Source organism: Phaeobacter sp. G2 (assembly GCA_025163595.1).
Taxonomy (GTDB): Bacteria; Pseudomonadota; Alphaproteobacteria; order Rhodobacterales; family Rhodobacteraceae; genus Pseudophaeobacter.
Genome location: CP104100.1, coordinates 553,398 through 577,622, shown reverse-complemented (window position 1 = coordinate 577,622; position 24,225 = coordinate 553,398). Strand labels below are relative to the sequence as shown.

Annotated in this window: 25 protein-coding genes; 21 read left to right on the top strand and 4 right to left on the bottom strand. The window is 60.1% G+C overall.

The features are described from left to right. Positions 1–3 precede the first annotated feature (3 nt). From N1037_02760 to N1037_02735, 6 genes are read left to right on the top strand one after another with little or no spacing between them, the layout of a single operon-like run. Entirely contained in the window at positions 4–885 is an 882-nt protein-coding gene (locus tag N1037_02760) for an ABC transporter permease (GenBank protein ID UWS79965.1), read from the top strand. 3 nt (positions 886–888) lie between these two features. Further along, positions 889–1,707, top strand: coding sequence for an ABC transporter permease (locus tag N1037_02755; protein ID UWS79964.1), 819 nt, complete (start codon positions 889–891; stop codon positions 1,705–1,707). Then, positions 1,707–2,825: an ABC transporter ATP-binding protein gene (locus tag N1037_02750; GenBank protein ID UWS79963.1), complete on the top strand. Its 1,119-nt coding sequence runs from the start codon at positions 1,707–1,709 to the stop codon at positions 2,823–2,825. Before N1037_02755 ends, N1037_02750 begins: the two co-directional genes overlap by 1 nt. After that, positions 2,822–4,084 (top strand): amidase family protein, encoded by a 1,263-nt coding sequence (locus N1037_02745; protein ID UWS79962.1) that lies wholly within the window; start codon positions 2,822–2,824, stop codon positions 4,082–4,084. Before N1037_02750 ends, N1037_02745 begins: the two co-directional genes overlap by 4 nt. Before the next feature lies 1 nt (position 4,085). Then, a complete protein-coding gene (locus N1037_02740; protein UWS79961.1) occupies positions 4,086–4,985 on the top strand; it encodes a polysaccharide deacetylase family protein in 900 nt (299 codons plus the stop codon). Further along, on the top strand, positions 4,982–5,674 hold the full coding sequence (locus tag N1037_02735) for an urea carboxylase-associated family protein (protein ID UWS79960.1): 693 nt from the start codon (positions 4,982–4,984) through the stop codon (positions 5,672–5,674). The genes N1037_02740 and N1037_02735 overlap by 4 nt, the downstream gene beginning before the upstream one ends. Before the next feature lie 74 nt (positions 5,675–5,748). Here N1037_02735 and N1037_02730 read toward each other — a convergent pair whose 3' ends face one another. Then, the gene (locus tag N1037_02730) at positions 5,749–6,417 is read right to left on the bottom strand and encodes an NAD(P)H-dependent oxidoreductase (protein ID UWS79959.1); all 669 of its coding nucleotides are present in this window, start codon (positions 6,415–6,417) and stop codon (positions 5,749–5,751) included. A gap of 134 nt (positions 6,418–6,551) precedes the next feature. Here N1037_02730 and N1037_02725 point away from each other — a divergent pair, with 134 nt between their 5' ends. Beyond that, on the top strand, positions 6,552–7,451 hold the full coding sequence (locus tag N1037_02725) for a LysR substrate-binding domain-containing protein (protein ID UWS79958.1): 900 nt from the start codon (positions 6,552–6,554) through the stop codon (positions 7,449–7,451). A 67-nt stretch (positions 7,452–7,518) separates the two neighbouring features. On the opposite strand, the gene N1037_02720 is transcribed toward N1037_02725, so the two are convergent. After that, complete coding sequence (locus N1037_02720; protein UWS79957.1) at positions 7,519–7,980, bottom strand: Rrf2 family transcriptional regulator; 462 nt, start codon at positions 7,978–7,980, stop codon at positions 7,519–7,521. 123 nt (positions 7,981–8,103) lie between these two features. On the opposite strand from N1037_02720, the gene N1037_02715 reads away from it, so the two are divergent. The 7 genes from N1037_02715 (at position 8,104) to N1037_02685 (ending at position 15,791) form a co-directional block, all read left to right on the top strand. Then, positions 8,104–9,723: an ATP-binding cassette domain-containing protein gene (locus N1037_02715; GenBank protein UWS79956.1), complete on the top strand. Its 1,620-nt coding sequence runs from the start codon at positions 8,104–8,106 to the stop codon at positions 9,721–9,723. Next, positions 9,720–11,369 (top strand): ATP-binding cassette domain-containing protein, encoded by a 1,650-nt coding sequence (locus N1037_02710; GenBank protein UWS79955.1) that lies wholly within the window; start codon positions 9,720–9,722, stop codon positions 11,367–11,369. The genes N1037_02715 and N1037_02710 overlap by 4 nt, the downstream gene beginning before the upstream one ends. Positions 11,370–11,501: 132 nt before the next feature. Continuing rightward, on the top strand, positions 11,502–13,115 hold the full coding sequence (locus tag N1037_02705) for a cytochrome ubiquinol oxidase subunit I (protein UWS79954.1): 1,614 nt from the start codon (positions 11,502–11,504) through the stop codon (positions 13,113–13,115). A gap of 5 nt (positions 13,116–13,120) precedes the next feature. Beyond that, on the top strand, positions 13,121–14,284 hold the full coding sequence (cydB, locus tag N1037_02700; GenBank protein UWS79953.1) for a cytochrome d ubiquinol oxidase subunit II: 1,164 nt from the start codon (positions 13,121–13,123) through the stop codon (positions 14,282–14,284). 11 nt (positions 14,285–14,295) lie between these two features. Continuing rightward, a complete protein-coding gene (gene cydX, locus N1037_02695; protein ID UWS79952.1) occupies positions 14,296–14,433 on the top strand; it encodes a cytochrome bd-I oxidase subunit CydX in 138 nt (45 codons plus the stop codon). A gap of 105 nt (positions 14,434–14,538) precedes the next feature. Continuing rightward, positions 14,539–15,495 (top strand): SLAC1 anion channel family protein, encoded by a 957-nt coding sequence (locus N1037_02690; GenBank protein UWS79951.1) that lies wholly within the window; start codon positions 14,539–14,541, stop codon positions 15,493–15,495. Continuing rightward, the gene (locus N1037_02685) at positions 15,492–15,791 is read left to right on the top strand and encodes a hypothetical protein (protein UWS79950.1); all 300 of its coding nucleotides are present in this window, start codon (positions 15,492–15,494) and stop codon (positions 15,789–15,791) included. The genes N1037_02690 and N1037_02685 overlap by 4 nt, the downstream gene beginning before the upstream one ends. Positions 15,792–15,865: 74 nt before the next feature. Here the strand turns inward: N1037_02685 and N1037_02680 are convergent, their stop codons facing one another. Next, entirely contained in the window at positions 15,866–16,357 is a 492-nt protein-coding gene (locus N1037_02680; protein UWS79949.1) for a MarR family transcriptional regulator, read from the bottom strand. Between the two features lie 218 nt (positions 16,358–16,575). Between N1037_02680 and ectA the strand changes: the two genes are divergently transcribed. The 4 genes from ectA to N1037_02660 all read left to right on the top strand — a co-directional run bounded on the left by ectA (position 16,576) and on the right by N1037_02660 (position 19,614). Further along, positions 16,576–17,106 carry a diaminobutyrate acetyltransferase gene (ectA, locus tag N1037_02675; protein ID UWS79948.1) on the top strand — a complete coding sequence of 177 codons (531 nt, stop codon included), beginning with the start codon at positions 16,576–16,578 and terminating at the stop codon, positions 17,104–17,106. A gap of 66 nt (positions 17,107–17,172) precedes the next feature. Then, complete coding sequence (ectB, locus tag N1037_02670) at positions 17,173–18,459, top strand: diaminobutyrate--2-oxoglutarate transaminase (protein ID UWS79947.1); 1,287 nt, start codon at positions 17,173–17,175, stop codon at positions 18,457–18,459. Between the two features lie 4 nt (positions 18,460–18,463). Beyond that, a complete protein-coding gene (locus tag N1037_02665; GenBank protein ID UWS79946.1) occupies positions 18,464–18,862 on the top strand; it encodes an ectoine synthase in 399 nt (132 codons plus the stop codon). 86 nt (positions 18,863–18,948) lie between these two features. Continuing rightward, on the top strand, positions 18,949–19,614 hold the full coding sequence (locus N1037_02660) for a GntR family transcriptional regulator (protein UWS79945.1): 666 nt from the start codon (positions 18,949–18,951) through the stop codon (positions 19,612–19,614). Positions 19,615–19,709: 95 nt separating this feature from the next. On the opposite strand, the gene N1037_02655 is transcribed toward N1037_02660, so the two are convergent. Beyond that, entirely contained in the window at positions 19,710–20,930 is a 1,221-nt protein-coding gene (locus tag N1037_02655) for a helix-turn-helix domain-containing protein (protein UWS79944.1), read from the bottom strand. Here N1037_02655 and N1037_02650 point away from each other — a divergent pair. The 3 genes from N1037_02650 to N1037_02640 all read left to right on the top strand — a co-directional run bounded on the left by N1037_02650 (position 20,929) and on the right by N1037_02640 (position 23,995). Beyond that, entirely contained in the window at positions 20,929–21,999 is a 1,071-nt protein-coding gene (locus tag N1037_02650) for an alpha/beta fold hydrolase (GenBank protein ID UWS79943.1), read from the top strand. The genes N1037_02655 and N1037_02650 overlap by 2 nt on opposite strands. 236 nt (positions 22,000–22,235) lie before the next feature. Then, positions 22,236–22,820: an ANTAR domain-containing protein gene (locus N1037_02645; protein UWS79942.1), complete on the top strand. Its 585-nt coding sequence runs from the start codon at positions 22,236–22,238 to the stop codon at positions 22,818–22,820. Then, positions 22,817–23,995: an ABC transporter substrate-binding protein gene (locus N1037_02640; protein UWS79941.1), complete on the top strand. Its 1,179-nt coding sequence runs from the start codon at positions 22,817–22,819 to the stop codon at positions 23,993–23,995. The genes N1037_02645 and N1037_02640 overlap by 4 nt, the downstream gene beginning before the upstream one ends. Positions 23,996–24,225 lie beyond the last annotated feature (230 nt).

The following is a 24,225-nucleotide window of genomic DNA, read 5'->3' as shown; positions in this document are numbered from 1 at the left end:
GACATGACTTCCCCTGCTATACCGGCCCGCACCTCGTTGCGCCGGTTCCTTTTTAACCGCGCCTGGCAGGCGCTCTGGGTCCTGCCGCTGCCGGTCTGGCTGCTGCTGTTCTTTGCCGTGCCGCTTGGCTTGCTGGTGGCGATTTCCTTCTGGTCGGTGGTGAACTACCGGCTGACACCGGACGCTACATTGTCGGCCTGGCGCTATGTTCTGGGCCTTGATTTTCTCTGGGCCAGTTTCTGGCGCAGCTACAGCCTGTCGATGGCCAGCGCTGTCGCGATTTCGCTCCTGGCCTTTCCGGCGTCCTACGCGATGGCCTTTGTTGCTGCGCCACGTCAGCGGCTGATCCTTCTGGGGCTCGCGATCGCGCCGTTTTTCACAAGCTATCTTGTCCGCATCTATTCCTGGCAGGTTTTCCTGACAGAGGGCGGCGTGATCTCTTCGGTTGTTCAGGCATTAGGTGGCAAAGGCGAAAGCCTTCTCAACACCTATTTCGCGCTGTTTCTCGGTCATGCAACCCTGGCGTTGCCGGTCGTGCTGATCCTGCAGACCATCGCCCTTGCCAATGTGGACAGAACGGGGATTTCGGCAGCCGCCAACCTTGGGGCGCGGCCCGCAGCAATCCTGTTCCGTGTGATCCTGCCCGCGGCCCGGCCCGGTCTGGCACTGGGGCTGCTGTTTGCCTTTCTGCTGTCCTACGCCGAGTTCGTCAGCGCTGCCTATCTTGGTGGTGGCGCCTTCCAGACCCTGCCGATCCTGGTGACGGATCTTGTTCGGGCGGGTCAGCAATGGCCGCGCGCCGCCGTGGTGGCGCTGCTGATGATCGCAAGCCTGCTGGTCACCGCCTTCCTAACCGTCCTCTGGGCTTATCGTGAGAAAGGATAAGACATGCCTCCGCATCTGAAACATTCCTTGCCCAAAGCCTTCTGGATCGCCGGGCTGGCATTGGTTTTCCTGCTGCTCTATGCGCCGATCCTGTCGGCAGTGCTGTTTTCCTTTAGCGCTGACCGTTTCCCGAGCCTTGATATGTCCGGGTTCAGCACCCAATGGTATGCCCAGGTCCTGACCGACCGCGCGATGCTGGAGGCCCTTGGCAACAGCCTGACGGTTGCTGCGATCACCGCGCTGATCGCCACCGCGCTGGGATTTGCCGCCGCCTATGCAGACTATCGATTTCGGTTCTTTGGCCAGAAGGCCGTGCTGGCGCTGGCCTTGCTGCCGCCAACGGTGCCACTGGTCATCCTTGGCCTCGCCATGCTGGCCTTTTTCTCCCGCATCGGTATCGCCGGTACGCTGATGGCTGTGGTTGCCGCCCATGTGGTGATTGCCGCGCCCTTTGCGATGGCGATATGCCGGTTGCGGCTGGCCCAGCTGGACGAGACACTGGAAACAGCTGCGCAGAACCTCGGCGCCCAGCCGCATTCCGCGCTCGCCCGGATCGTGCTGCCGCACACGCTGCCGGCCATTCTCGCAGCCTTCCTCATCACCTTTGCGGTGTCGTTCGACGAATACGTAATCGCCTGGTTCACCGGCGGGTTGAACGAAACCATTCCCGTTGCGGTTCTGACTACGCTTCAGGGACAGGTCGACCCGACGATCCATGTCATCGGCACAATGAGTTTTTCCGTCACGCTCACACTGGTTCTGATCGCGCTTGCCGTGGTTCTGAGCCAGAGCGGCGGCGCCATGTCCAAGGAGGAGACATAATGACCAACGCGCATTTGAAAATGGACGGGCTTGCCAAGTCCTATGGCAGCTTCATCGCCGTCGAAGAGTTTTCGCTTGATATTGCCCAGGGGGAGTTCATTGCGATCATGGGGCCGTCTGGCTGCGGCAAGACCACGACCCTGCGCATGCTTGCCGGTCTTGAAACTGCCGACCGTGGCCAGATCACGCTTGCGGGAGACCGGATCGACCAACTGCCGGTCTGGGAGCGGGAAACCCCCATGGTCTGGCAAAGCCTGGCCTTGTTTCCCTTCATGACCGTGCGGGAAAACGTCGAGTTCGGACTGAAGATGCGCGGCATTTCCGGGCCCGAGCGCAAGCGCCGCGTCGATGACTGGCTGGAGCGTTTGGGCATTTCCACCTACGCAGAGCGCAATGTCGCGCGTCTGTCAGGCGGTCAGCGCCAGCGCGTCGCCCTGGCCCGCAGCCTCGTGCTGAAACCCAAAGTTCTACTTTTGGACGAGCCGCTTTCGGCGCTGGACGCCCATATGGCGATCAAAATGCAGGGCGAGTTGAAGACGCTCCAGCGCGAGCTCGGCATCACCTTTGTCTATGTCACCCACAGCCATTCCGAAGCCTTTTCGCTGGCTGACCGGGTTGTCATCATGAACGGCGGCCGGGTGGAACAAATTGGCAGCCCGCAGGACATCTTTTTGCGTCCCCGCAGCAAATTTGTCGCTCAGTTTGTTGGCGGCATCAGCCTGCTGGAAGGAAAGGTCCGGGGCAAAGAGGACGGCAATCGCTTTCTGGAAACACGCGACGGCAAAGTCCGGCTGGCCAACTGCACCGGGCTCTCCCAAGGCGAGACTGTGGATCTGGCTATACGGGCTGACAGAATATCCGTGACCGTCACCCCGGGTTGGGGCGAAAACGAAATCGCCTGCACACTGATATCAGAGGAGTTTGCCGGTGCGGTTGTCAATCTGCATCTGGAAACCACATCTGGCCATAGCCTGGTGGCACAGGTTCAGCAACGCGAGCTTGATCAGCTGGACGCAAGCACCGGGGCGCGGGTCTATGCCTCCTGGCACCCAGACGACGGTTTTGTGTTGGAAGAGGCGCGACAAACACGGGGAGCCCCCAAGGTGAGGGCTGCATGAGCTCAGCTCTCGACACCACCATGGACGCCCTACGACGGGCCGGGCAGGAAGGCGAGGTTTTTCTCTCTCTGCTGCCCGACCGTGCCCACGCCCAAGCCCGCCAGAGCGACGGCCGCAGCAACAAACTGGGCCCGCTTGATGGGGCAACAGTGTCCTGGAAAGACATGATCGCGGTAAAGGGCGTCACAGCGACCGCCGGATCCTTGCTGAGACGCGAGGCCGCGCCCGCCAAGGCAGATGCGGAGGTGGTCCAGCGTGCCAGCCAGGCTGGGCTGGTCAGCATCGGCATGACCAATCTATCGGAACTGGCGTTTTCCGGGATCGGATATAATCCGCATTTCGGGACGCCGATGTCAGAGGGGCGTGTTCCGGGCGGCTCTTCCTCGGGGGCTGCGGTGTCTGTCGCGCGGGGGATCACCCGGCTGGCTGTTGGCACTGATACGGCAGGCTCCTGCCGGGTGCCTGCGGCGTTTCAGGGCGTGGTGGGTTTTCGGCCCACGCGCGGGCGGTATCCCATGGGCGGTGTGATGCCACTGGCCCCCAGTTTTGACACGGTTGGCAGCTTTGCCCGCACGGTTACCGATATCACCGCACTGGATGCCATTTTATCCAGCGACACAACCAGCCCGGACGCAGCCAGCTGCCTGGCGGTTGCCATCGACCTGCTCGACGGTGACGGGGTGGCCGCGCCGGTCTCGCTGCGCTGCAAACAGGCGGTAAAGGCCCTGGAACAGGCCGGTGTGCGAACGGAGTATAGCAGACAGTCGGTGCTGGATGAGGCGCTGACACTAATCGACGCGGGTGGCTGGCCGGGAGCCTTCGAGGCGGCGCAGACCCATCACAACCTTATTGAGACGGCAGAATCCTGTCGTCTCGACCCGTTTGTCGCGGCGCGGTTGCGTGCCTCAGCCAAACTGGATCCAGGCAAGATCGCCGAGGTCGTGCATGGAGCCAAAGCGCTGCGCGAAACCATCCGCAGGGCCGATACCCTTTACCTTCTGCCCACCGCCGCAATCGAGGCGCCCTTGCTCGCGCCACTGCTGGCAAACCCCAAAACCTTTGCCACAACTAATGCTGCGGCTCTGCGCCTGACCATGCCCGCCAGCCTGCTGGATCTGCCCGCTATTTCCCTGCCCGTCGGACAAACCGACACGGGTTGCTGGGTGGGCCTGCAGCTGGTCGGCCCACCGGACAGCGACCGCACCCTGCTCGCCACGGCAGCAATGGTCGAAACGCTGCTGATGAAAAAGGAAACCTGACATGATCCGAAACCCGATAAAATGGCCAAACGGCGCCCGCTGTGCCTGTGCGATCACCTTTGACGTTGATGCCGACAGCCTGATCCACATCGCCCGTCCCGACGACGGGTACCGCCGCCTCTACCCGATCAGCATGGGCCGCTATGGGCCGAATTCCGGTGTGCCGCGCATTCTTGAGACCTACCGACGGCTGGGGCTCAAACAGTCCTTTTTCATGCCCGGCTGGGTGATGGAACAATACCCCGAAACCGTCGAGGCGATCCTCGCGGGCGGGCATGAGATCGGCCACCATGGGCATCTGCACGAAGATCCTGCCGAACAGAGCGCCGAGGAACAAACCTATTGGTTCGAGCGCGCACTTGAAGTTCACCGCCGCCTGACCGGCAGCACGCCGCGCGGCTATCGCGCTCCGGTCTATAATGTCACCCCCGAGGTGCTGTCGCTCGCAGTGCAGCACGGGTTCACCTATGACAGCTCGATGATGGCGGACGATCTGCCCTATCGCATCGACACTACATCCGGGTCTCTCTATGAGCTGCCGGTGCATTGGGGCAGTGATGACTGGCCGCCTTTCGCGCATTTTGATGAGATCGGCTACAAGATGCCGGTGATGTCGCCGCGCCGCGGGCTGGAAGCCTCCTTTGAGGAGTTCGAGGCACAATACGAGGCCGGTGGGCTCTGGATCGGTATCTGGCATCCGTTCCTGACCGGGCGGCTGGCCCGCTGGCGGGTGGTAGAGCACTGGCTCGAAGAGGTGCTGTCACGCGGTGACGTCTGGTTCGCACCGCTGGAAGAGATCGCCGCCTACGCCGCAAGCCAGGAAGCCGAAGGCACCTGGCAGCCGCACCGTGAACCCGCAGCCCCCTACACTCATCCCGTCCTGATGGAGAAAAAACAATGACCCCCCCCTTTGAGCCTGCACGGCCCGACGGTGAAAACCCGAGCGCGCATCACACCCTTGCAGAGAATGGCCGCCTGAGCCCCGATACCACATATACCATTCCTGCCCGCCAGGGCCGGGCTATGCGGCTGAAACAGGGCGAGCTGCTGTCGGTTATGAACCGCGACGGCAACCAGATCGGCGATTTCTGGGCCTTTGCCGAGGGCGACTGCAACGAATACCTGTCGATGGAACACCTGCGCCCGACGCTGCGGCGGGTCTCTCCACGCCCTGGTGATGCTCTGGTGACCAACCGGCGGCGCCCGATTCTGACCCTGGTTGAGGACACTTCACCCGGCGTTCACGACACGCTGGTCGCGTCCTGCGATATTCACCGCTATGCCCAATTGGGCCATGAGGGCTATCACGACAATTGCACCGACAACCTGCGCATGGCGCTGGCGGCCATCGGCCTGCGTCCAACATCGGTGCCTTGCCCGCTGAACCTCTGGATGAATACGCCAGTGGTCGAAGACGGCGCGATGGAGTGGCGCCCCCCTGTCTCGAGCAAAGGCGACCACGTGCTGCTGCGCGCTGAAATGGACGCTGTGGTGGTGATTTCCTGCTGTCCGATGGATCTTCTGCCGATCAATGGCGAAGAGGCGGAGCCAAGCGCGCTGGAAGTCAAGCTGCACCGCCCCTCCGCGTGAGCCTGGCCACACAACAAATTGGGGGCGCGGAGCAAAACCCGCGCCCCCGGATGTTACCGTCTCAGACGGGTATCTCAGGCGGCCTGCGCCGCCGCACCCGCCAATTTTGCGGCCAGCGCACGGGTACGGGTCTCTGCCGTGTCAACCGACGCCTCGTGACGCGCGTCCTTGAACTCCTGATATTCGATCGCGATCGTCTCGATGTCTGCCTGCGCGACGCCAAAGTAATGGGCGCAAGCCGCCAGCGCCGGGTCAAGCGCGTTGAGATGTGCCCGCACACCGCCCGGAGCAAAACCGAACTCCCCGCGCGAGGACAGCACAACCAGCCGTTTGCCCGACAGGATCGGCTCGATCGGGGTGTCGCCACGGGCCAGATCAAAAGAAAAGGTCCGACCAATCCGCGCGATGTGGTCGATCCAGCCTTTCAGGGCGGTCGGCATGCCATAGTTATACATCGGCGCCCCAAGAACGACGATATCCGCCGCGATCACCTCATCGACCAGCGCGTCGGACAGTGCCAGACGCTCGGCCATCCACGGCTCGTGCTCCTCAGGCGGGGTGAACGCCGCGTGAATGAATTTATGATCGATCGCGGGGATCGGGTTCAAACCGACATCCCGGGTGATCACTTTCGTATCTGGCGCCTGTTCCAGAAAGTTCCGGGTGAACAGCCCGGTCAGATGACGCGTGAGAGAGCGTTCTTCAAGCTGGGCGCTTGCATCAATTCGCAACAGAGTGGGCATGGGAAATCTCCTGTGTCTATGCACTACACCCCCTGCCTACCAAGCGGCCAAGCCTCTGGCGAAAGCGAATTTCTCATGGCCTGGGTGAATGAAATTCATCCAGGATTCCCCCCCGAACAAAAAGGATAAAACCCATGCGGCGCCTGCCCCCGCTCCACGCGCTTCGCGCCTTTGAAGCCGCCGCCCGGCATCTGCATTTTGCCCGCGCCGCAGCCGAATTACACCTGACGCCCACTGCGATCAGCCATCAGATCCGCCAGCTCGAAGAGATTCTGGAGGTGAAACTCTTTCATCGCTACCCGCGTCCGATCCGCCTGTCGGCAGAAGGAGAGGCCTTGTACCCGGTCCTGCGGGAGAATTTTGACCGCATGGCCGATGCCATCTCGGGGATTTCAGAGTTGCAGACGGACCGCCCCCTGACGGTTTCCGTCACCGTGGCCTTCGCCAGCCTCTGGCTTATGCGGCGGCTGCCCGCATTGCGCAGCGAAGCCGGGCTAAATCTGAAGGTCGAGGCCGACAACCAACCGGTGGACCTGTCCGGCAGCGCTGTCGACTTTGCGGTGCGCTATGCTGTCCAGCCGGAGCCGGAAGGTGAATGGTTGCCACTGTTCCAAGACCGTTTGATCCCGCTCTGCGCGCCGGACCTGCTGGGTCGGAACCCGGTCCGCGACGACGCCGCTATTCTGCGCCTGCCGCTGATCGAATACCGCTGGAGCGGCGGCGCGGAGGCCTCGCCGAGCTGGCAGCGCTGGTCGCGCACCGCCGGGCTTGGGAAGGCGGTGCCAAAGGTCACACAGCATTTTTCCGAGGAAATAAACGCCATGGACTCGGCGCTTGCAGGTCAGGGCGTGGTGCTCGCCTCCAGCGTGTTGGCCGGTGCCGCTATTGCCGCCGGGCAGCTGGTCCGCCTGTCAGAGACAGAATTGCCCGGCAGAACGTTCTGGGCGGTGAGCCGCAGCGACCATCCGCGTCTTGCCGAAATGGAACGCTTTGCGTCATGGGCGCGTGCCTGTCACACCAAGCTTCACCATTGAACACCGCGCCGATCAGTGCGTTGTTGGGCCGTCGGAGGTCAGACCTCGGTGCAGCACGGCGACGGGCTCATGGTGCGCAAGAAGCAGGCAACTCGGGCCTCAGCGTCAACAGGGCGCTCAGACCGCAATTGCCCTGCACCAGGTCCCGCAGCGTCACCAGGTCAAGTTCGTGATAAAAGGCGTCCAGCGCGCGTTCGATATAGCGTTGCAGACGACAGCTGCCGCGCAGCGGGCAGGTGTTGCTGGCCTCGTCAAAACACTCCGCAAAAGGAATGTCTGCCTCAAATAGGCGAAAGATGTCCCCCATTGAGACGTCCTCGGCCCGGCGGGAAAGCGAAAAGCCACCAGAACGGCCTCGCAGCGTGGACACATAGCCTTCGGCCTGCAGGCGCTGAACCACATGGGCTGCGTGATTGGTGGAGCAATTGCACAGCGCCGCGACCTCCGCGGTCTTGAGCAGGAGCTCAGGGTTTTCGGCGCAGACCATCAGGATCCGCGCGGCAAGGTTCGTCCTGATGGTTAGTCGCATGGTGATCCCCTGGATGTTTGCTCAACTTGCAGCAAAAATGTGAAATAGACCTTGCGCCAGATCAAGTCGCCCGGATGGCAATGCCCATAATATGTATCCAAGATACCAAATAAATGGCGCGCCATGACGATTCTCACCCCCCACCCCCTGGACAGGGAAACCCTTGGCGGCCTGCTGTCGGTGGTCTCCAGCCTCGTTTGGTTGGCTGTTGCCGCCGTTATCGCCGGGGTCTTCGGCAGGCTCATGGCGGGGGAGCCCGTCTCCCCTCTGCGTACCGGCGTCGCGATCCTGCTGCTGTGGGGGCTGCGCGCCCTGATCGACATGGCAGCACAGGCGCTGCTGGGCCTGGCGGCGGAGGCAAAGATTGGCGCGCTCAGGGAGGAGATCGTGGCGGCGGAGGCGAGAGCGGCCACACCATCTGCGCTTGGCGGAGCAGGTGCCCTGGCAGCGCTGACCGCCGAGAAGCCGGAAGCCATGCGCCTCGCCCTGCTGCGGTATCGTCCCGCCAAGATGCGGGTAATGGTGCTGCCGTCGGTGATCCTGGGCATCGCGCTTTGGCACAGTTGGGCGGTGGCGCTGGTGCTGCTGCTGGCCGGGCCGTTGATTCCGCTTTTCATGGCATTGGTGGGCTGGGTAGCCAAGGAGGCCAGCGCACGTCAAATGAAGGACGTCGGGCAAATGAACGACGTGCTGGTCGACCGGCTTGCGGCTCTGTCCGATTTGAGGCTGATCGGCGCCGGACCAGCAACGGTTGAAAACTTCACCCGTGCGAGCGAAGACCTGCGCGAGCGGACCATGGCGGTGCTGCGCATTGCCTTCCTATCGTCGACGGTACTGGAGCTGTTCTCGGCTCTCGGCGTGGCCATGGTTGCGATCTGGGTGGGGTTCTCGCTGCTCGGAGAGCTGAGCTGGGGCGGCTGGGGCACGCCGCTGACCCCGACGGCAGGTCTGTACCTGCTGCTGCTCGCGCCAGAGTTTTTCCAACCTCTGCGCGACCTGGCCGCCGCTTGGCATGACCGGTCCGGCGCCGATGCGGTGATGGATGAAATCACCGCCTGGCGAGATGAGCCGCGATCGCAGCGGCTGGGGCACGGAGGGCTGGCAGCTCCCCTGGCCAAGATGCCGCGGCTCGCGACCTGTGATCTGCAACATCACGGCATTGCCTATCCGGATTTCCGGCTGGAACCAGGTGACAGCCTCGCCGTCATAGGGGCCAGCGGTGCGGGCAAGACCACGCTATTGCGCCTGATCGCGGGGCTGGAACGGCCTGACAGCGGCGTCATCCTGGTTGATGGCCTGCCGTTGTCGAACGACAATGCTGATGCCTGGCGGGCCTCTATCGGGTGGATGCCGCAATCGCCCCATTTCCTGAACGGATCCCTGCGCTCCAACATCGGTTTTGGCGATGCGATCTCGGACGACACCCTGCGCGCCGCTGGATTGGGCAGTGTGATCAATACCTTGCCACGTGGAGACCTAACCCGTCTGGGCGCGCGGGGCGCGGGCCTGTCCGGTGGTGAAGGGCGGCGCGTGACGCTGGCCCGTGCTTTGCACGGGGGGCCGGGGCTGGTCATCGCGGACGAACCCACAGCGGATCTTGATATGGAAACGGCGCGTTTGGTGGGCGACAGCCTGGTGCGCTTTGCCCAGGCCGGCGGGACGCTGCTGGTCGCCACCCATGACGTGTCTTTAGCCGCGCGGATGGCGCAGCGCCTCCCCCTCACTGGGAGGGCGACACCATGAACGATCTGATCGCCATCGTCCTTGGCATTCTGCGCGCCGAACGCGTCGCCCTGGCCCGTGGCTTTGCTCTTGCCGTTACCGTGTTGGTCATGGGCGTTGCCCTATTGGCCCTGTCGGGTTGGTTCATCATGGCCACCGCCGCAGCCGGGATCGCGGGACTTGGCATCGTTTTCAACGTCTTCGCCCCCTCGGCCATGGTGAGGTTTCTCGCACTTGGGCGCACGGCGGCCCGGTATGGCGAGCGGGTCTTGACCCATGACGCCACTTTGCGGGCGATTTCGCAGCTACGGATCGCAATGCTGCGCGGGCTGCTGACCCGCCCCCACAGGGCCTTGGAACAGTTGCGCGCCACTTCGGAACTCAACCGGATCGCCGCCGATACCGAAGCCTTGGATGGCGCGCTTTTGCGGCTGGTCATCCCGGCGATAGCGGGGGCTATCACCATCCTTGCCGTGTCGCTGTTGCTGGCGTGGCTGGTTCATCCCAGCGTGGCGGGTATCCTTGCCGGGGGGTATCTTTTGTTGCCGACAGCCGTGTTCATCATCGGGCAGCGTATCGCAAGACGGCCCGCACGTTTGGCCGAAGCAGGGCTTCAGGCCGGGCGCAGTCGCATGGTTGACCTTGTGGCCGGGCGCGATGATTTGACCGTCTATGGGCAATTGCCACATGTGGCGGTGCAGACCTGTTGCGCCTTTGACAGAGCAGCACAGGCGCGCCGCCAATTGGACCAGATCGAGCGGCTGATGGGGCTTCTGCTGGACATGGTGGGGGGGGGGCTTGTGACGGCTGGCTGTCTCATATCCGGGATTGTTTTGGTGCAGGGCGGCACGATTGATGTGGCCACCGCCGCCATCGGCGTTTTTGCAGCCCTTGCACTGGGCGAAGCCGTCGCTCCGGTACGGCGTGCCCTGTCCGAGATCGGACGGATGACCCATGCCGCCCGCCGGGTGCGCCCGGCGATAGAGGCCGCAGAGCCCACATCCGAGGCAGCGAGACCGGTTGCAACTGGGACCGGGGTTCTGATGCAAGATGTGACATTTGATGTGGCGAATAACAGCCTTTTTGCGCCGGTTTCACTGTCGGTCGCACCAGGTGAGACTGTTGTGCTCGAAGGCATCAGCGGCAGTGGTAAAAGCACGGTTTTGTTGCTGGCCATCGGCGCGCTAAAGCCCGCGCAGGGCCGTGTTCGATTTGCCGGGCGTGATCCGGCACTTTTACCACCCCAAGCCATGACGGATGCTGCTGTTTTGGTGACGCAGCGGTCTGCCCTTGTTACTGACACCATAGCGGCGAATCTGCGGCTGGCCGAGCCCGAAGCAAGTGATGCAGACCTGTGGTCTGCGCTGGAGGCCGTTTGCCTTGCGGATACCCTGCGCCCGCGTGGTGGGTTGAGCTTGCCCATCGGCCCCCGTGCTGCGGGGCTGTCGGGGGGCGAAGCTCGCCGACTGGTTTTGGCCCGCGCGATCCTGCGTCGCCCTGCGCTCATGCTGTTGGACGAACCCACCGAGGGGCTGGACTATGACACGGCCTGCGCGGTGATGCGTGGCCTGCGGCGAGCTTGCCCCCAGGCTGCTATTTTGATCGCAGCCCATCGCCAGGCTGAACGGGATCAGGCGGATCGGATCGTGCCGATCACCAAAGAGTAACACCAAGAGGCAAATAAAATCCGCATCTACGATATGAATTTGATCCAGATCATACTCATATATGAAAATGAGAATATTAAGGTCTAAAATTCGCAAATCAGATGTGAATTATCAACCGAAGGAACCACGCTAATGGAGATCGGACTGGTCGAGCTGTCACGCCTGCAATTTGCGATGACGGCCATGTATCACTTTCTCTTCGTGCCGCTGACGCTGGGTCTGTCGATTCTCGTCGCGATCATGGAGACCGTCTACGTCATGACAAATCGCCCCATCTGGCGCCAGATGACCAAGTTTTGGGGCACGCTGTTTGGCATCAACTTTGTCCTTGGGGTGGCAACCGGCATCACCATGGAATTCCAGTTTGGCATGAACTGGTCATATTATTCGCACTATGTTGGCGACATCTTTGGCGCGCCGCTGGCGATCGAAGGTCTTATGGCCTTCTTCTTGGAGGCAACATTCGTCGGGCTGTTCTTCTTTGGCTGGGACAAGCTGTCCAAGGTGCAACACATGGTTGTCGCTTGGCTGGTGGCCATTGGGTCCAACTTTTCCGCCCTGTGGATCTTGATCGCCAACGGCTGGATGCAAAACCCCGTGGGTGCGGAATTCAACCCAGACACCATGCGGATGGAGATGACCTCGTTTTTCGACGTGGTGTTCAATCAGGTGGCGCAGGCGAAGTTCGTTCATACAGTTTCGGCCGGCTATGTAACGGCTGCGGTTTTTGTGTTGGGCGTTTCAGCCCTGTACCTGATCCAGGACCGGCACAAAGACCTGGCGCAGCGTTCCATCGCTGTGGCCTCGTCTTTTGGCCTGGCGGCGGCGCTGTCCGTCGTCGTGCTGGGCGATGAGTCTGGCTATTCCGCCAGCCATACGCAAAAGATGAAGCTCGCAGCAATCGAGGCGATGTGGGAAACCGAGCCGGCACCGGCCTCTTTCACGCTCATCGGTCTACCTGACCAAGAGGCGCGCGAGACCCATTACGCGGTCCATGTTCCTTGGGCCATGGGCCTGATCGGGACCCGAAGCCTGACGCAAGAGATCCCCGGCATCAATGATCTGGTGGCCGAAGCCGAAGACAAGATCCGTCGCGGTATCATTGCCTATGACGCGCTGATGACGATCCGCGAAAACCGGGGCAACGTTCCGTCCGAGGCGCGCTTTGTCTTCGAACAGAACTCTGATGATCTGGGCTTTGCCTTCCTGCTGAAGCGTTACGTCGAAGATCCGCGTGACGCGACCGAAGAGCAAATCGCACAAGCCGCCGAAGACACCGTGCCCGGCGTCTTCCCGCTGTTCTGGGCCTTCCGCCTGATGGTCGGGCTTGGGTTCAGCTTCATCGCGGTGATGGCCTATTTTTTCTACCGCGCCTCGTTCAAGAACATGCAGTTCCCACGCTGGTCGCTTTATGCCGCCGTGGCGATCATTCCGACGCCTTGGATCGCAGCCGAGCTGGGCTGGTTTGTTGCCGAGTTTGGCCGCCAGCCCTGGACCGTGGACGGGGTGCTGCCGACAGCGATGTCGGCCTCGCACCTGTCCATCGCCGACCTACTGATCACACTGGCGGGCTTTGTCCTCTTCTACACGGTGCTCTTTGTGATCGAGATCAGGCTGATGGTGAAATACATCCGCAAAGGCCCGTTCCAGGACGTCGAAGAAACCAAACAATGGCAGGCCCGCCACGAAGCGCGGCTGCGCGGGTTCCCGAATGAGTCCCCTGCGTCTACCACCCCTGCGGAGTAACGGACATGATCCTTTATGAACTGATCGACTACGACACACTGCGTGTCATCTGGTGGGCGCTGCTGGGCGTGCTGCTGATCGGGTTTGCCCTGACGGACGGGTTCGACATGGGCGTGGGCGCTCTGCTGCCCTTTGTCGCCAAGACCGATGTGGAGCGCCGGGTTGTTATCAACACCGTCGGCCCGGTCTGGGAGGGCAACCAAGTCTGGTTCATCCTCGGCGGCGGTGCAATTTTTGCAGCTTGGCCACCGCTCTATGCGGTGTCTTTCAGCGGTTTCTACCTGGCGATGTTTGTGGTCTTGGCGGCCTTTATCGTGCGCCCGGTGGCGTTCAAGTACCGCTCCAAGCGCGAAGGCGCCGCTTGGCGCGCGCGCTGGGATTGGGCACTGTTTGCCGGGGGCGCGGTGCCCGCACTGTTGTTTGGCGTGGCGGTTGGCAACGTCCTGCTGGGTGTTCCGTTCTATCTGACCGAAGACCTGATGCCGATGTATGACGGCAGCTTCTACGGTAAGTTCCTTGGCCTGCTGCGCCCCTTCGCAATCCTGGTGGGCATCGTATCTTTCTCCATGCTGCTGATGCACGGCGCGGCCTGGCTGACGCTGAAGACCGAAGGCGTGATCGCCGAGCGCGCCCGCCGCATCGGCAGCACTGCCGGGATGATCGCCGCCGGGGGCTATGCGCTGGCAGGTCTGTGGCTGGCCGTCGGCATTGACGGTTTTGCGCTGGCAAACGAAGTGGCGCCGAGTGGCCCGTCCAATCCGCTCTATTCCGAGGTCATTCGGGAAGGATCGTGGCTCGCCGCCTATGCGGCGCGTCCCTGGATCATTGTTGCCCCGATGATGGGCTTCCTCGGGATTGCGCTGGCGGTCAGGGGGCTCCGGGCCGGACACGAGGTCTCGACCCTGCTGTGGTCGAAGATGGCGATTACCGGCATCATCGCCTCGGTTGGGCTGACGATGTTTCCCTTCATCCTGCCGTCGACGGTTGATCCGAACAGCTCGCTCACCGTCTGGGACGCCTCAAGCTCGCACCAGACCCTCTTCATCATGCTGGTCTGCGCGGTGATCTTTATGCCGCTAATCCTTGCTTACACCGCCTGGGTCTACAAAGTACTGTGGGGCAAGGTCACCGAAGCCGATGTCACCAATAACACCGACACTGTTTACTAAGGAGAACCGCGATGTGGTATTTTGCCTGGCTTCTTGGCCTGCCGCTTGCCGCCCTGTTTGCCGTTCTGAACGCCATGTGGTTGGAACTGCGTACCGATGCCTGCTTTGCCGAAGAAGGTGACTGCCCAGTGGGAGAGCACAAGCATTGACAATATGGCCGGGGCTTTGCGTCCTTTCTGCCCCGGCCCTCTCGGACCCGGCCCCATGTGTCGGGTCCGCCCCTGTTATCTTCCCCTCATTTCGCGGATCATCCCATGTCTGAAACTACTGGTTCCGAACCCCGGCTGGTACATTTTCCCGTGCCGTTCTTTGCCTCCGTCATGGGGCTGTCCGGCCTGACCACGGCGCTGCATGCCGCCAATTGGGAGGCCGCGAGCCTCACCGCTTTGGCCCTGACGATCGCGGTTTTCTTGGCGCTTGTCGCGACCTATGCCCTGAAAGCCATACGCCATCCACAAGCGGTCGCGGCTGAATGGCAGCATCCGGTGAAACTGGCCTTCTTTCCCGCCTTCTCCATTTCCCTCTTGCTGATTGCCACGGCCCTGGCACCGACCCTGCCGGAGGTGGCCAGCACCGTGTGGCTGGTGGGGGCCTGCGGCCAAGGCGGCCTGACGCTGGCGGTGCTGTCGAACTGGATTGGCCACCGGGCGTTTCAGACCATCCACATCTCGCCCGCGTGGTTCATTCCGGCTGTGGGCAACGTGGTGGCGCCGATCGCGGGGGTCGGCCTTGGTTTCCCCGAGACCTCTTGGGTATTCTTTTCTGCCGGGATGATCTTTTGGATCGTGCTGCTGGTGCTGGTGATGAACCGGCTGATTTTTCATGATCCGTTGCCGGGGCGCATGGTGCCAACACTGGCCATCCTGATCGCGCCGCCCGCCGTGGGCTTCCTGGCCTGGCTGCAGTTGAATGGCGGCGTGCTGGATGGGTTTGCCCGCTTCCTGTATGGCGCGACACTGGTTTTCCTCGCTCTTGCGCTGACGCAAGTGGGCAAGCTGCGCCGCTTGCCGTTCGGCCTGTCCCACTGGGCGCTGAGTTTTCCCGTCGCAGCGCTGACCCTTGCGACACTGCGCTTTGCTGCGCTGACGGGTAGCAAAGCGCATTTCTGGGCCGGGCAGACCGCATTGATCGCCCTCTGCCTTATCATTGCGACACTGGTCGTTGCCACCCTGCGCGCCATGATGCGTGGCGAGATCTGCCGCCCGGAGTGACCAGTGCCGCCAATGCCGCAAAGCAGGGCGTCGCACAGCACATCATGCTCTGCGGCCCGGCCGCCGATATGGCGCTGCAGGACGCTCCGGTAACCGCGACCGCCCTGCAGCCACCGCGCGACATGAGCCCGCAAGGCTTGATACGCAAAATCATGGCCGGCCCGAACAACCTCGTTGAGGTCTGCGCGATTTACCTGCCGGGTAAAGGCGCGGACCAATCGGTGCTGATCGAGGGCGTGGGCGTCGCCAATCCGCAGTCCATGGTCGCCGCCAATGCGCGGACCACATCCTACTGATAGGCACCCAAATCCCCCGCGCGGCCTTCACCGCGTGGGGGATTTCGCAATCAGATCTACATCTGTTGATGGGTTCACGGCGCGCCTGCGGGACGAATCTCACCCGTCGCCAGAACAGGAGACGCGTCCAGATCTTCAGCGTCCAACATGGCGGCGACCCGTTCCAAGCTGGCAACCAGCATGGCCTGTTCCCAATCATTCAGCGCCGAGAACTTACGCACAAACCGCTGCTGCAATGGGTCGGGCGCATCCGCAAGCGTTTCACGACCTGCATCCGTCAGTGTGATATGAATTTGCCGCCGGTCTTCACGGGATTTTTCACGCAAGGCCAGCCCATCTCGAACCAGCTTGTCGACGAGTGAGGTCACCGTGCCTTGCGAGACCTGCATACGAAGCGAGATTGCCTTTGCCGTGGCAAAGCCATGTTCAGAAATGATCTGAAGCACTCTAAACTGGGCGGGGGTAACGCCGGTCGCTTGACGAATTTCGCGTCCAAACAACTCGGTTGTACGAATGATGCGCCGAAGCGCGATCAGGCTGCTGTCAATGCGGTCCGTGCGGTCCATGAAATCTCCGGTACTTCAGGCATCAAAGTTTACAGCCTAGACCAGCAGCATGCAATTCCCAAATCCCTTCTATAGATGAAGCAAATAAGGGCCTGTTTGCGACATATTGAGAATATATTTGCCATTTATTGCCAAAACCCAAGCTATTTTACTTTGACAGTTGAAGTTTTGGCCATCGCCTGATACTTCGACATCCAAAGCGATAGGAGAAGTTCAGAATGCAACATCCCATTGACCCACGGCGCATAGACCTCCCCGCGGTCCGCAAACCCGTAGCCGAAGACGGTGCCAAGGTTTGGGAGCTGGTCCAGGCCTGCAAGCCGCTTGATGAAAATTCCATGTACTGCAACCTCTTGCAGAGCGACCATTTTGCCGACACCTGTTGCCTGGCGGAATTGTCTCACGAGACGGTCGGCTGGGTATCAGCCTATGTCTTGCCAAATGATCCTAAGACACTGTTTGTCTGGCAGGTCGCAGTGGCAGAAAAGGCGCGCGGTCGCGGCTTGGGCTCGATGATGCTGCAAGCCATTCTGCGCCGCCGCCAGTGTGAGGACGTAAATCGCCTGCAAACCACCATCACCGCTGACAATAACGCGTCTTGGTCATTGTTCCGCAGGTTCGCAAGTTTTCAAGACAGCCAGATGGACATTCAGCCCTACTACACCCAAGCGCTACATTTTCAGGAACGGCACAAGACTGAAAACCTCGTGACCATTCCTTTGGCCCGGCAACAGGCGCTTGCCGCCTGAGCAATGCGCATGCCCTTTTTTGCCAGCCAATTTTTCCTGCCCCCTCTTAAATCTGAAAGAAACCCCATGTCCAAACAGCTTACCAACAAAGCCATTTTCGGGCGTCGAGAATCTGAAGCCCGCAGCTATTGTCGCGGGTTTGATACGGTCTTTGCCTCTGCCAAAGGGGCTGAGATGATCGACCAGAGCGGAAAGCGGTACATCGACTTTCTCGCCGGATGTTCATCTTTGAACTACGGACACAATGATCCGGATATGAAACAAGCCCTGATCGCACATATCGACACCGACGGTGTGGCCCATGGCCTGGATATGCACACGGCTGTGAAGGCCCGGTTCCTGGAAACTTTTGAGCAGCATATCCTGCAGCCACGCGACATGAACCACAGGGTGATGTTTACCGGGCCGACAGGTGCAAATGCTGTCGAAGCGGCGATGAAAATTGCCCGCAAGGTCACCGGTCGCAGCAATGTCATCTGCTTCACCAACGGCTTTCACGGCGTCACCCAGGGTGCCCTGGCCGCAACCGGCAACAGCTACCATCGAGGTGGCGCGGGTGTGACGCTAAACAATGTGACGCGGATGCCGTACGATGGGTATTTAGGTCAATCCTGTGACACCACAGATTTTCTCGAAGCCATGCTCAGGGATCGGTCTTCAGGCATGGATGCGCCTGCCGCCATTTTGCTGGAAACCGTTCAAGGTGAAGGCGGGCTGAATGCAGCCAGCACAAGCTGGTTAAAGCGGGTAGCGGAGCTGGCGCAGGAGGCCGGCGCGCTGTTGATCATCGATGACATTCAGGCGGGCTGTGGACGCACCGGTAGCTTCTTTTCCTTTGAAGAAGCCGGCATTAGCCCCGACATCGTGACCCTGGCCAAATCGATCTCCGGCTTTGGGTTGCCGATGGGTTTGGTGCTGGTGAAGCCAGAACATGACATCATGGGGCCGGCAGAGCACAATGGGACCTTTCGGGGCAATACCCATGCCTTTGTGACTGCGACTGTTGCCATTGAGAAATTTTGGTCTGACGACAGTTTGCAGCAGGATATTTTGCGGCGCTCCAACATCATTTCCCAGGGCTTGCAATCCCTCGCGGCGATGGTTCCAGAGGCGCGCCTGAAGGGCCGTGGCATGATGCAAGGCGTGGACGTGGGATGCGGCGATCTGGCCGGCAAAATCTGCGCCAGAGCATTTGAGCAGGGCCTCATTATTGAGACCTCGGGCTCCGAAGATCAGGTGGTCAAGATCCTTGCACCGCTGACAACGACGGACAGCATGCTTCAGCGCGGGCTTTCTATTCTCATCAACGCCGCACAGGATGTGATCGGCGGCCATAAATTTGCAGCGGAGTAAGTACATGATTGTACGGGATTTTAACGAGATCGTCAAAAGCGAACGTGATCGCGTGGTATCTGATGCCAAATGGAGCAGCGTGCGCATGCTTCTGGCAGAAGACAAAATGGGCTTCTCGTTCCATATCACCTTTCTCGAGGCCGGGTCCGAACACACTTTTGAGTACAAAAACCACTTTGAGAGTGTCTATTGCATGCAGGGAACCGGATCGATCACTGATCTTGCGACAGGTGAAACCCACATGATCCGCCCGGGCGTTATGTATGCTTTGGACAAACACGACCGCCATACGCTTGTTGCTGACGAAGAACTGGTTATGGCCTGCTGTTTCAATCCGCCCGTAACCGGTAATGAAACGCACCAAGAAGACGGATCCTACGCCTTAGAGCTTGAAACCGCCTAACCTATCACAAGTGGGGCAGAGGGTGTTTTTTGCACCCCCTGCCCCCGCCACGTGGCAACAGGCGAACCATCGCCAGAGGGCTGGGCATGAATAAGCTGGTCAAAGCACTTGAGGCTGCCGAGGGTGTTCAAGACCGATTGAGCATCATGTACGATACTCTTCGGCATCGCATTTGCACCCTGCACTACCCACCAGGAATGCGCCTGTCGGAAACGGATCTGGCAAAGGAATTCGCCTGTAGCCGCACGCCTTTGCGTCGCGTTTTGGCCTGGTTAGAGCGCGAAGAGCTCATCACATCGCGCCAGGGTGTTGGGACCTTTGTGACGACGCTGAACGCCGCCTCACTTGCGCAAAACTTTGTTGTGCGTGCCACACTGGAACGCGCGATTGTTGAAATTGATCCGACGACCGAACTGGACGCAGCCTCATTGCGCTTTGAAGCCTTGAATGAGCGTTGTGCTGAGTTGAAAGAAAAACCAAACATGGTCGGCTTTGCACAGCTTGATATGGAGGCATTTGATGCCTTTGTAGAAATCACCGAAAACGCCGCCCTGCGGGACAGCGGCAAGAGCTACTACGGCCGAACCACGCGCCATCAGCTGCACAGTCTGGCAAAAGACACCGAATGGTGCAGTGCTGCTTGTGAAAATCTTGACGCCCATGTCACCAATATCCATTCAGCCTTAGCCGTGCAGAATTTAGAAGCCGCAGCCCATTACCAAATCGCCTACACCAGAATGCTGGCCCCCTAATACAGGCGCCCTAAGCCCTGGATCTCATCCGGTCTTGTCCGGGTATCCGAAGTTTCAGGGGGCTTTGCTGGGCTGCGATTGTCAGAGAGCAGATGTCACGCCCCCTGCCCCGCACAGAGTTGCGTCCGAAAGGCTGCCGGCGTCATACCTGTGCGCCGCTTGAACTGCGTATAGAAGTTGGATTTTGATCCAAATCCTGCGGCGTACATGACATCCAACAGCGAACAGTCCGGATCTTCCTCCATGAGGCGTGTGGCCAGAGCGATCCTTCTGTCGTTGAGCAAATCAGAAAAACTCTGCCCGGTAATCCTGTTCACGGCAACGCTGACCGCGCGCGCGGGGACGCCCAGCCGTTTGCTCAAGCGGCTGAGCGTCAAGCGATCGTCTGCCAGGATCGCGGGGTCTTCGAGGAAGGCATTGATGCGCTGGAGAAGCGCATAGTCGGCAGGCTCGGCGGTCACGCTATCTTCTGTCTCCGTCGGCAGCGTCGCCCGATCAACCACTAGGCCATAGACATGCTCAAAAAGAGAAGGACGCCCCATTGCCCCAAGCAAGGCATAAGAAACGAGGCCGAAGAAGAGCATCGTGGAGAGCAGGAGAGGCCGCGACGTCTCGATTGCCCCACCCCAAAGCAGTTCGGAAAAGATTGCCACCTCAAGCGCCAAGCTGGCGCAAAGCACCCCAATCACGATGCGCAACCAGAGAAGCGTCGTTGCCACCTCGGGGCCGAGACCACAAAAATGCTGTGCGCCGCGACCATGCAGACGCACCAAGGCCCAGAGATAGCCGCCATAAGTGACGAGCAAAATCGGGTCAATTACCCAGAATGCGTTGAGCAGAAGGCACGCAGCGACAGCCACCATCGGGGCTAGGTGAAAAATTTCTGCCGCACCCGGACGACGGTCGGGGGCGGAACCGAAGGCAAAATGCAAATACAGCGTGGGCAGAGCCGCGGCGCCAAGAACAGCGCGCCATTGTCGCAGTGACGTGTCCGGCCAAAGAAGCGTTGCCAGAAGAAGGCCCGCAGAGAGTGTTGTGAGCCCAAAAAAGACACTGAGCGCCGCCGAGGAGGCACCGTAGCGCCCCGCCACGGCAATGCGGGCCAGGAAAAGGCTCATCACCGCACTGAGTGACATTGTCGCCGCAAGAATAGCGATGTGCAGCACCATAGGCCTCCTTTGGGCTAGCCCAGTCCCGCTGCGTCCCGGATCGCAAAACAGAACCACGATGTGCCGTCCTTGATCGCGTTTCAGGACGCCGGGTGATCGCAGTTCCTCATAGGCTACCTGTGTTGCAAATAAAAGGACGCCACCCATGAAACGCACCTGTTCACTGACCCTTCTAACCCTTCTGGCCCTTGGCCTCACGGCTGTGACCGTGCAAGCACAAGAGACTGCTCCAGTCGCCGCCCATACTTATGAGGCCGGATTAAGCACTCTCGTTGTCCTAGACGAGCGCAGCGACCGGGAGCTCGAAGGGCTGATTTGGTATCCGACCGACTCAGCAGAGCCGACGCAGCCGGATTTCAAGAGCGCGGTTTGGGTCGGCGCCCAGGTCATCCGGGATGCAAAGGCGGCACCGGGCGCCTTTCCGTTGATTGTGCTGTCCCATGGCATGTTCGGCAACGCGCGAAACCAGGCTTGGCTCGCGGCAGAGATGGCCCGCAGAGGCTTTGTTGTCGCCGCAGTTGATCATCCGGGAACATCAACCTGGCAACGCGACACGGACCAGCGGCGGGCGCTTTGGCAGCGCCCGGGCGACATCACCCGACTGATAGATTTTGCGGTTTTGCCGGGGACATTGCCGGTGCAGGTCGATCCTGATCAGGTCTTTATGGCGGGGCATTCACTTGGTGGTTTTACCGCGCTGGCGCTGGCCGGGGCCCGCTACGACGCAGAGCGCCTTGAACGGTTCTGTGAAACAATGCCAAGCGAGTTGGCCTGCGGCATCTTTGCGGATTGGCAGATCGCACAAACACCCAAAGATCGAGTGCGGATGCAGGCCGATCTGGCGGACAAGCGAATTCGCGCATTTGCTGTCTTTGATCTCGGCGGAACCCAGAGCTTTTCGGACGCAAGCCTGACCAGGATTGACAGGCCGTTGCTGGTATTCGGCGCCCCGATTATGAACTCTGGTTTGACGCTGGATATCGAGTCCCGCGCGCTGATCAAGGCGCTGCCCTCAGGGAGCTTTCGGTACATTGAGCCAGCCAGGTTGAGCCATTTTGATTTCTTCAATCTGTGCAAACCAGCTGGCTACGAAATTCTGGCCAAGGAACTGCCGGGAGACGAAGTTATCTGCGAAGATGGCGGCGCCCACCGGGCGGCGATGCATGATCTGATCCTTGATGAGGTGACGGCATTCTTTGCGCAGGGCCTGGACTGATTTTGTCATGAGCCAACGGGCACGTCCCGCGAACACAGCCTTTCATCGACGCATTTGGCCATTGATGCGCCCAGGTGGACAGGGCTACTGGACAGGGCTGCGCCTCGCTTTCAAAGCGCCTGTTTTTTGCGCACCCTTGTGGCCAACTGCCCACCTGACAGGCACTATTCTAAGCCCAGCCCAATACGTCCCTTTGTGGCTGGTCTTTAGGTGGCGATGGTCACTATCCAGCTCATATGCAGACGGATCTAACCATACTTGTGGTCGAGCGGGACAAAACCACAGCGCATGAAATTATTGGCGCTCTCAAGGAGGGCGGCTGGACCGACGTAACCGTCATTTCGTCCCCCACCGCACTTGAACACGCAGTGCAGCAGCACGACCCCGACATTATCTTGATCGACCTCGCCGACCCAGATCGCGATACGCTTGAACACCTCAGCCTTGTCTCCAACGCACGCAACCGGCCAGTTGCCATGTTTGTGGATCATTCGGATGAAAAAATGACCCAGGCGGCGATCTCGGCCGGATTAAGTGCCTATGTGGTAAATGGTTTGCAAAAGGACCGTATCAAACCAGTGCTTGAAACGGCAATTGCCCGGTTTCGGATGATTGCAAAAATGCAGACGGAATTGGACGCCGCAAAACAGGCGCTGTCGGATCGCAAGATGATCGAGCGCGCCAAGGGCTTGCTCATCCAGGCGCGCAATATTTCCGAGGAAGAGGCCTATGTGCTGCTGCGAAAAACAGCGATGGGCCAGGGCCGCAAAGTCATTGATGTCGCGACCTCTCTCGTGACGGCGGCGGAGCTTTTGAGATGAAGATGACAGAAGTACGCTGCGGTTATCTTCCGCTTGTGGATTGTGCGCCGCTGGTTGTTGCCAAAGAGCTGAAATTCGCCGCCCAGGAGGGGCTTGATCTCACCTTGGTCAAACAACCCTCGTGGTCGGCTCTGCGGGATATGCTGGCGTTTGGGCAGCTTGATTTTGCGCATATGCTGTCGCCCATGCCGGTTGCAATGTCATTGGGTTTGGGTGGCTTCGCCTGCGATATCGATGTTCTGATGGTGCTGTCCGTCAACGGCACCATAATAGGTGTCTCCGATGCTTTGGATCGCGAGATGCAGCAAACAGGATGGACCAACACCTTCGACGATCCTCTGGGCAGCGCAGAGGCGATTTTTTCGGCAAGCTCCAAGCGGCTTCGCATTGGTGTGCCCTTTCCGTTTTCCATGCACCGTATGTTGCTGGAGGCCTGGCTGTCGCAAGCTACAGGCTTCGCTGCCGATCGCATAGAGATCGTGACCGTTCCTCCGCCCAAAATGGCCGATGCCGTGCGCGGGGGCACATTGGATATGTTTTGTGTGGGTGAGCCCTGGGGATCTGTCGCCGTGCAGCAAAGCAATGCAACGCTGATACTGCCCGGCGCTAAGCTCTGGGGGTTCTCGCCGGAAAAGGTGCTGGGGGTGCAACGCAAATGGGCTTCTGAACATCCTGCCCTCTGCCGTGCAATGATCCGGGCCATCTACAAGGCTGCTTGTTGGCTGGACCAACCGGAAAACACGCCACTCGCTGTCGAAATTCTGACGCGAAGCCAGCATTTGGATCTCCCTGACCAGGCAATTGATCCGGCGCTCAGTGGTAGGTTCATCACCAAACATGGACAACGGCCCAAACAAACAGATCAGTTTATGAGTTTTCACAAAGGATCCGCCAATTTCCCATGGCGTCGCCAGGCCCACTGGATCGCGGATGTATTATCGCGCTGGCATCACCTTGATGAAACTGAGTCACGCCGGATTGCCCAGGCCTGTTTTCGCAGCGACATCTATCGTGAAGCCCTGACAGCGTTTGGCGAGGATGTGGCCCAACCTCCTGCTCATAGCGAAGACAAAAACCCAAATGCAACACCTCTCCCATCCTCCCAGGAGCAGGTGATTCCAGCCCCGGATCGCTTTTTTAACGGCGCAATTTTCGACTTTGCCGGATCAAATTAGCCCGATTAATAGGCAAATGCTGCATTGCAGAAAAAATCGCACTCTTCACCAAACCATAGGATGGCAAAAATTGGTCTGAAGCATCATGATCAATCCCAAGGCAACGATGCCTGTACCGGCTGACAACGTTGCCAGCTAAAAAATTCAAGAGCAAAGCCGCTCGATTGTGCATGCACCTCCTCCCGCATGTATCAGTCGTGCGGTTTTTTGCGTTTTTGACAGGGACCAAA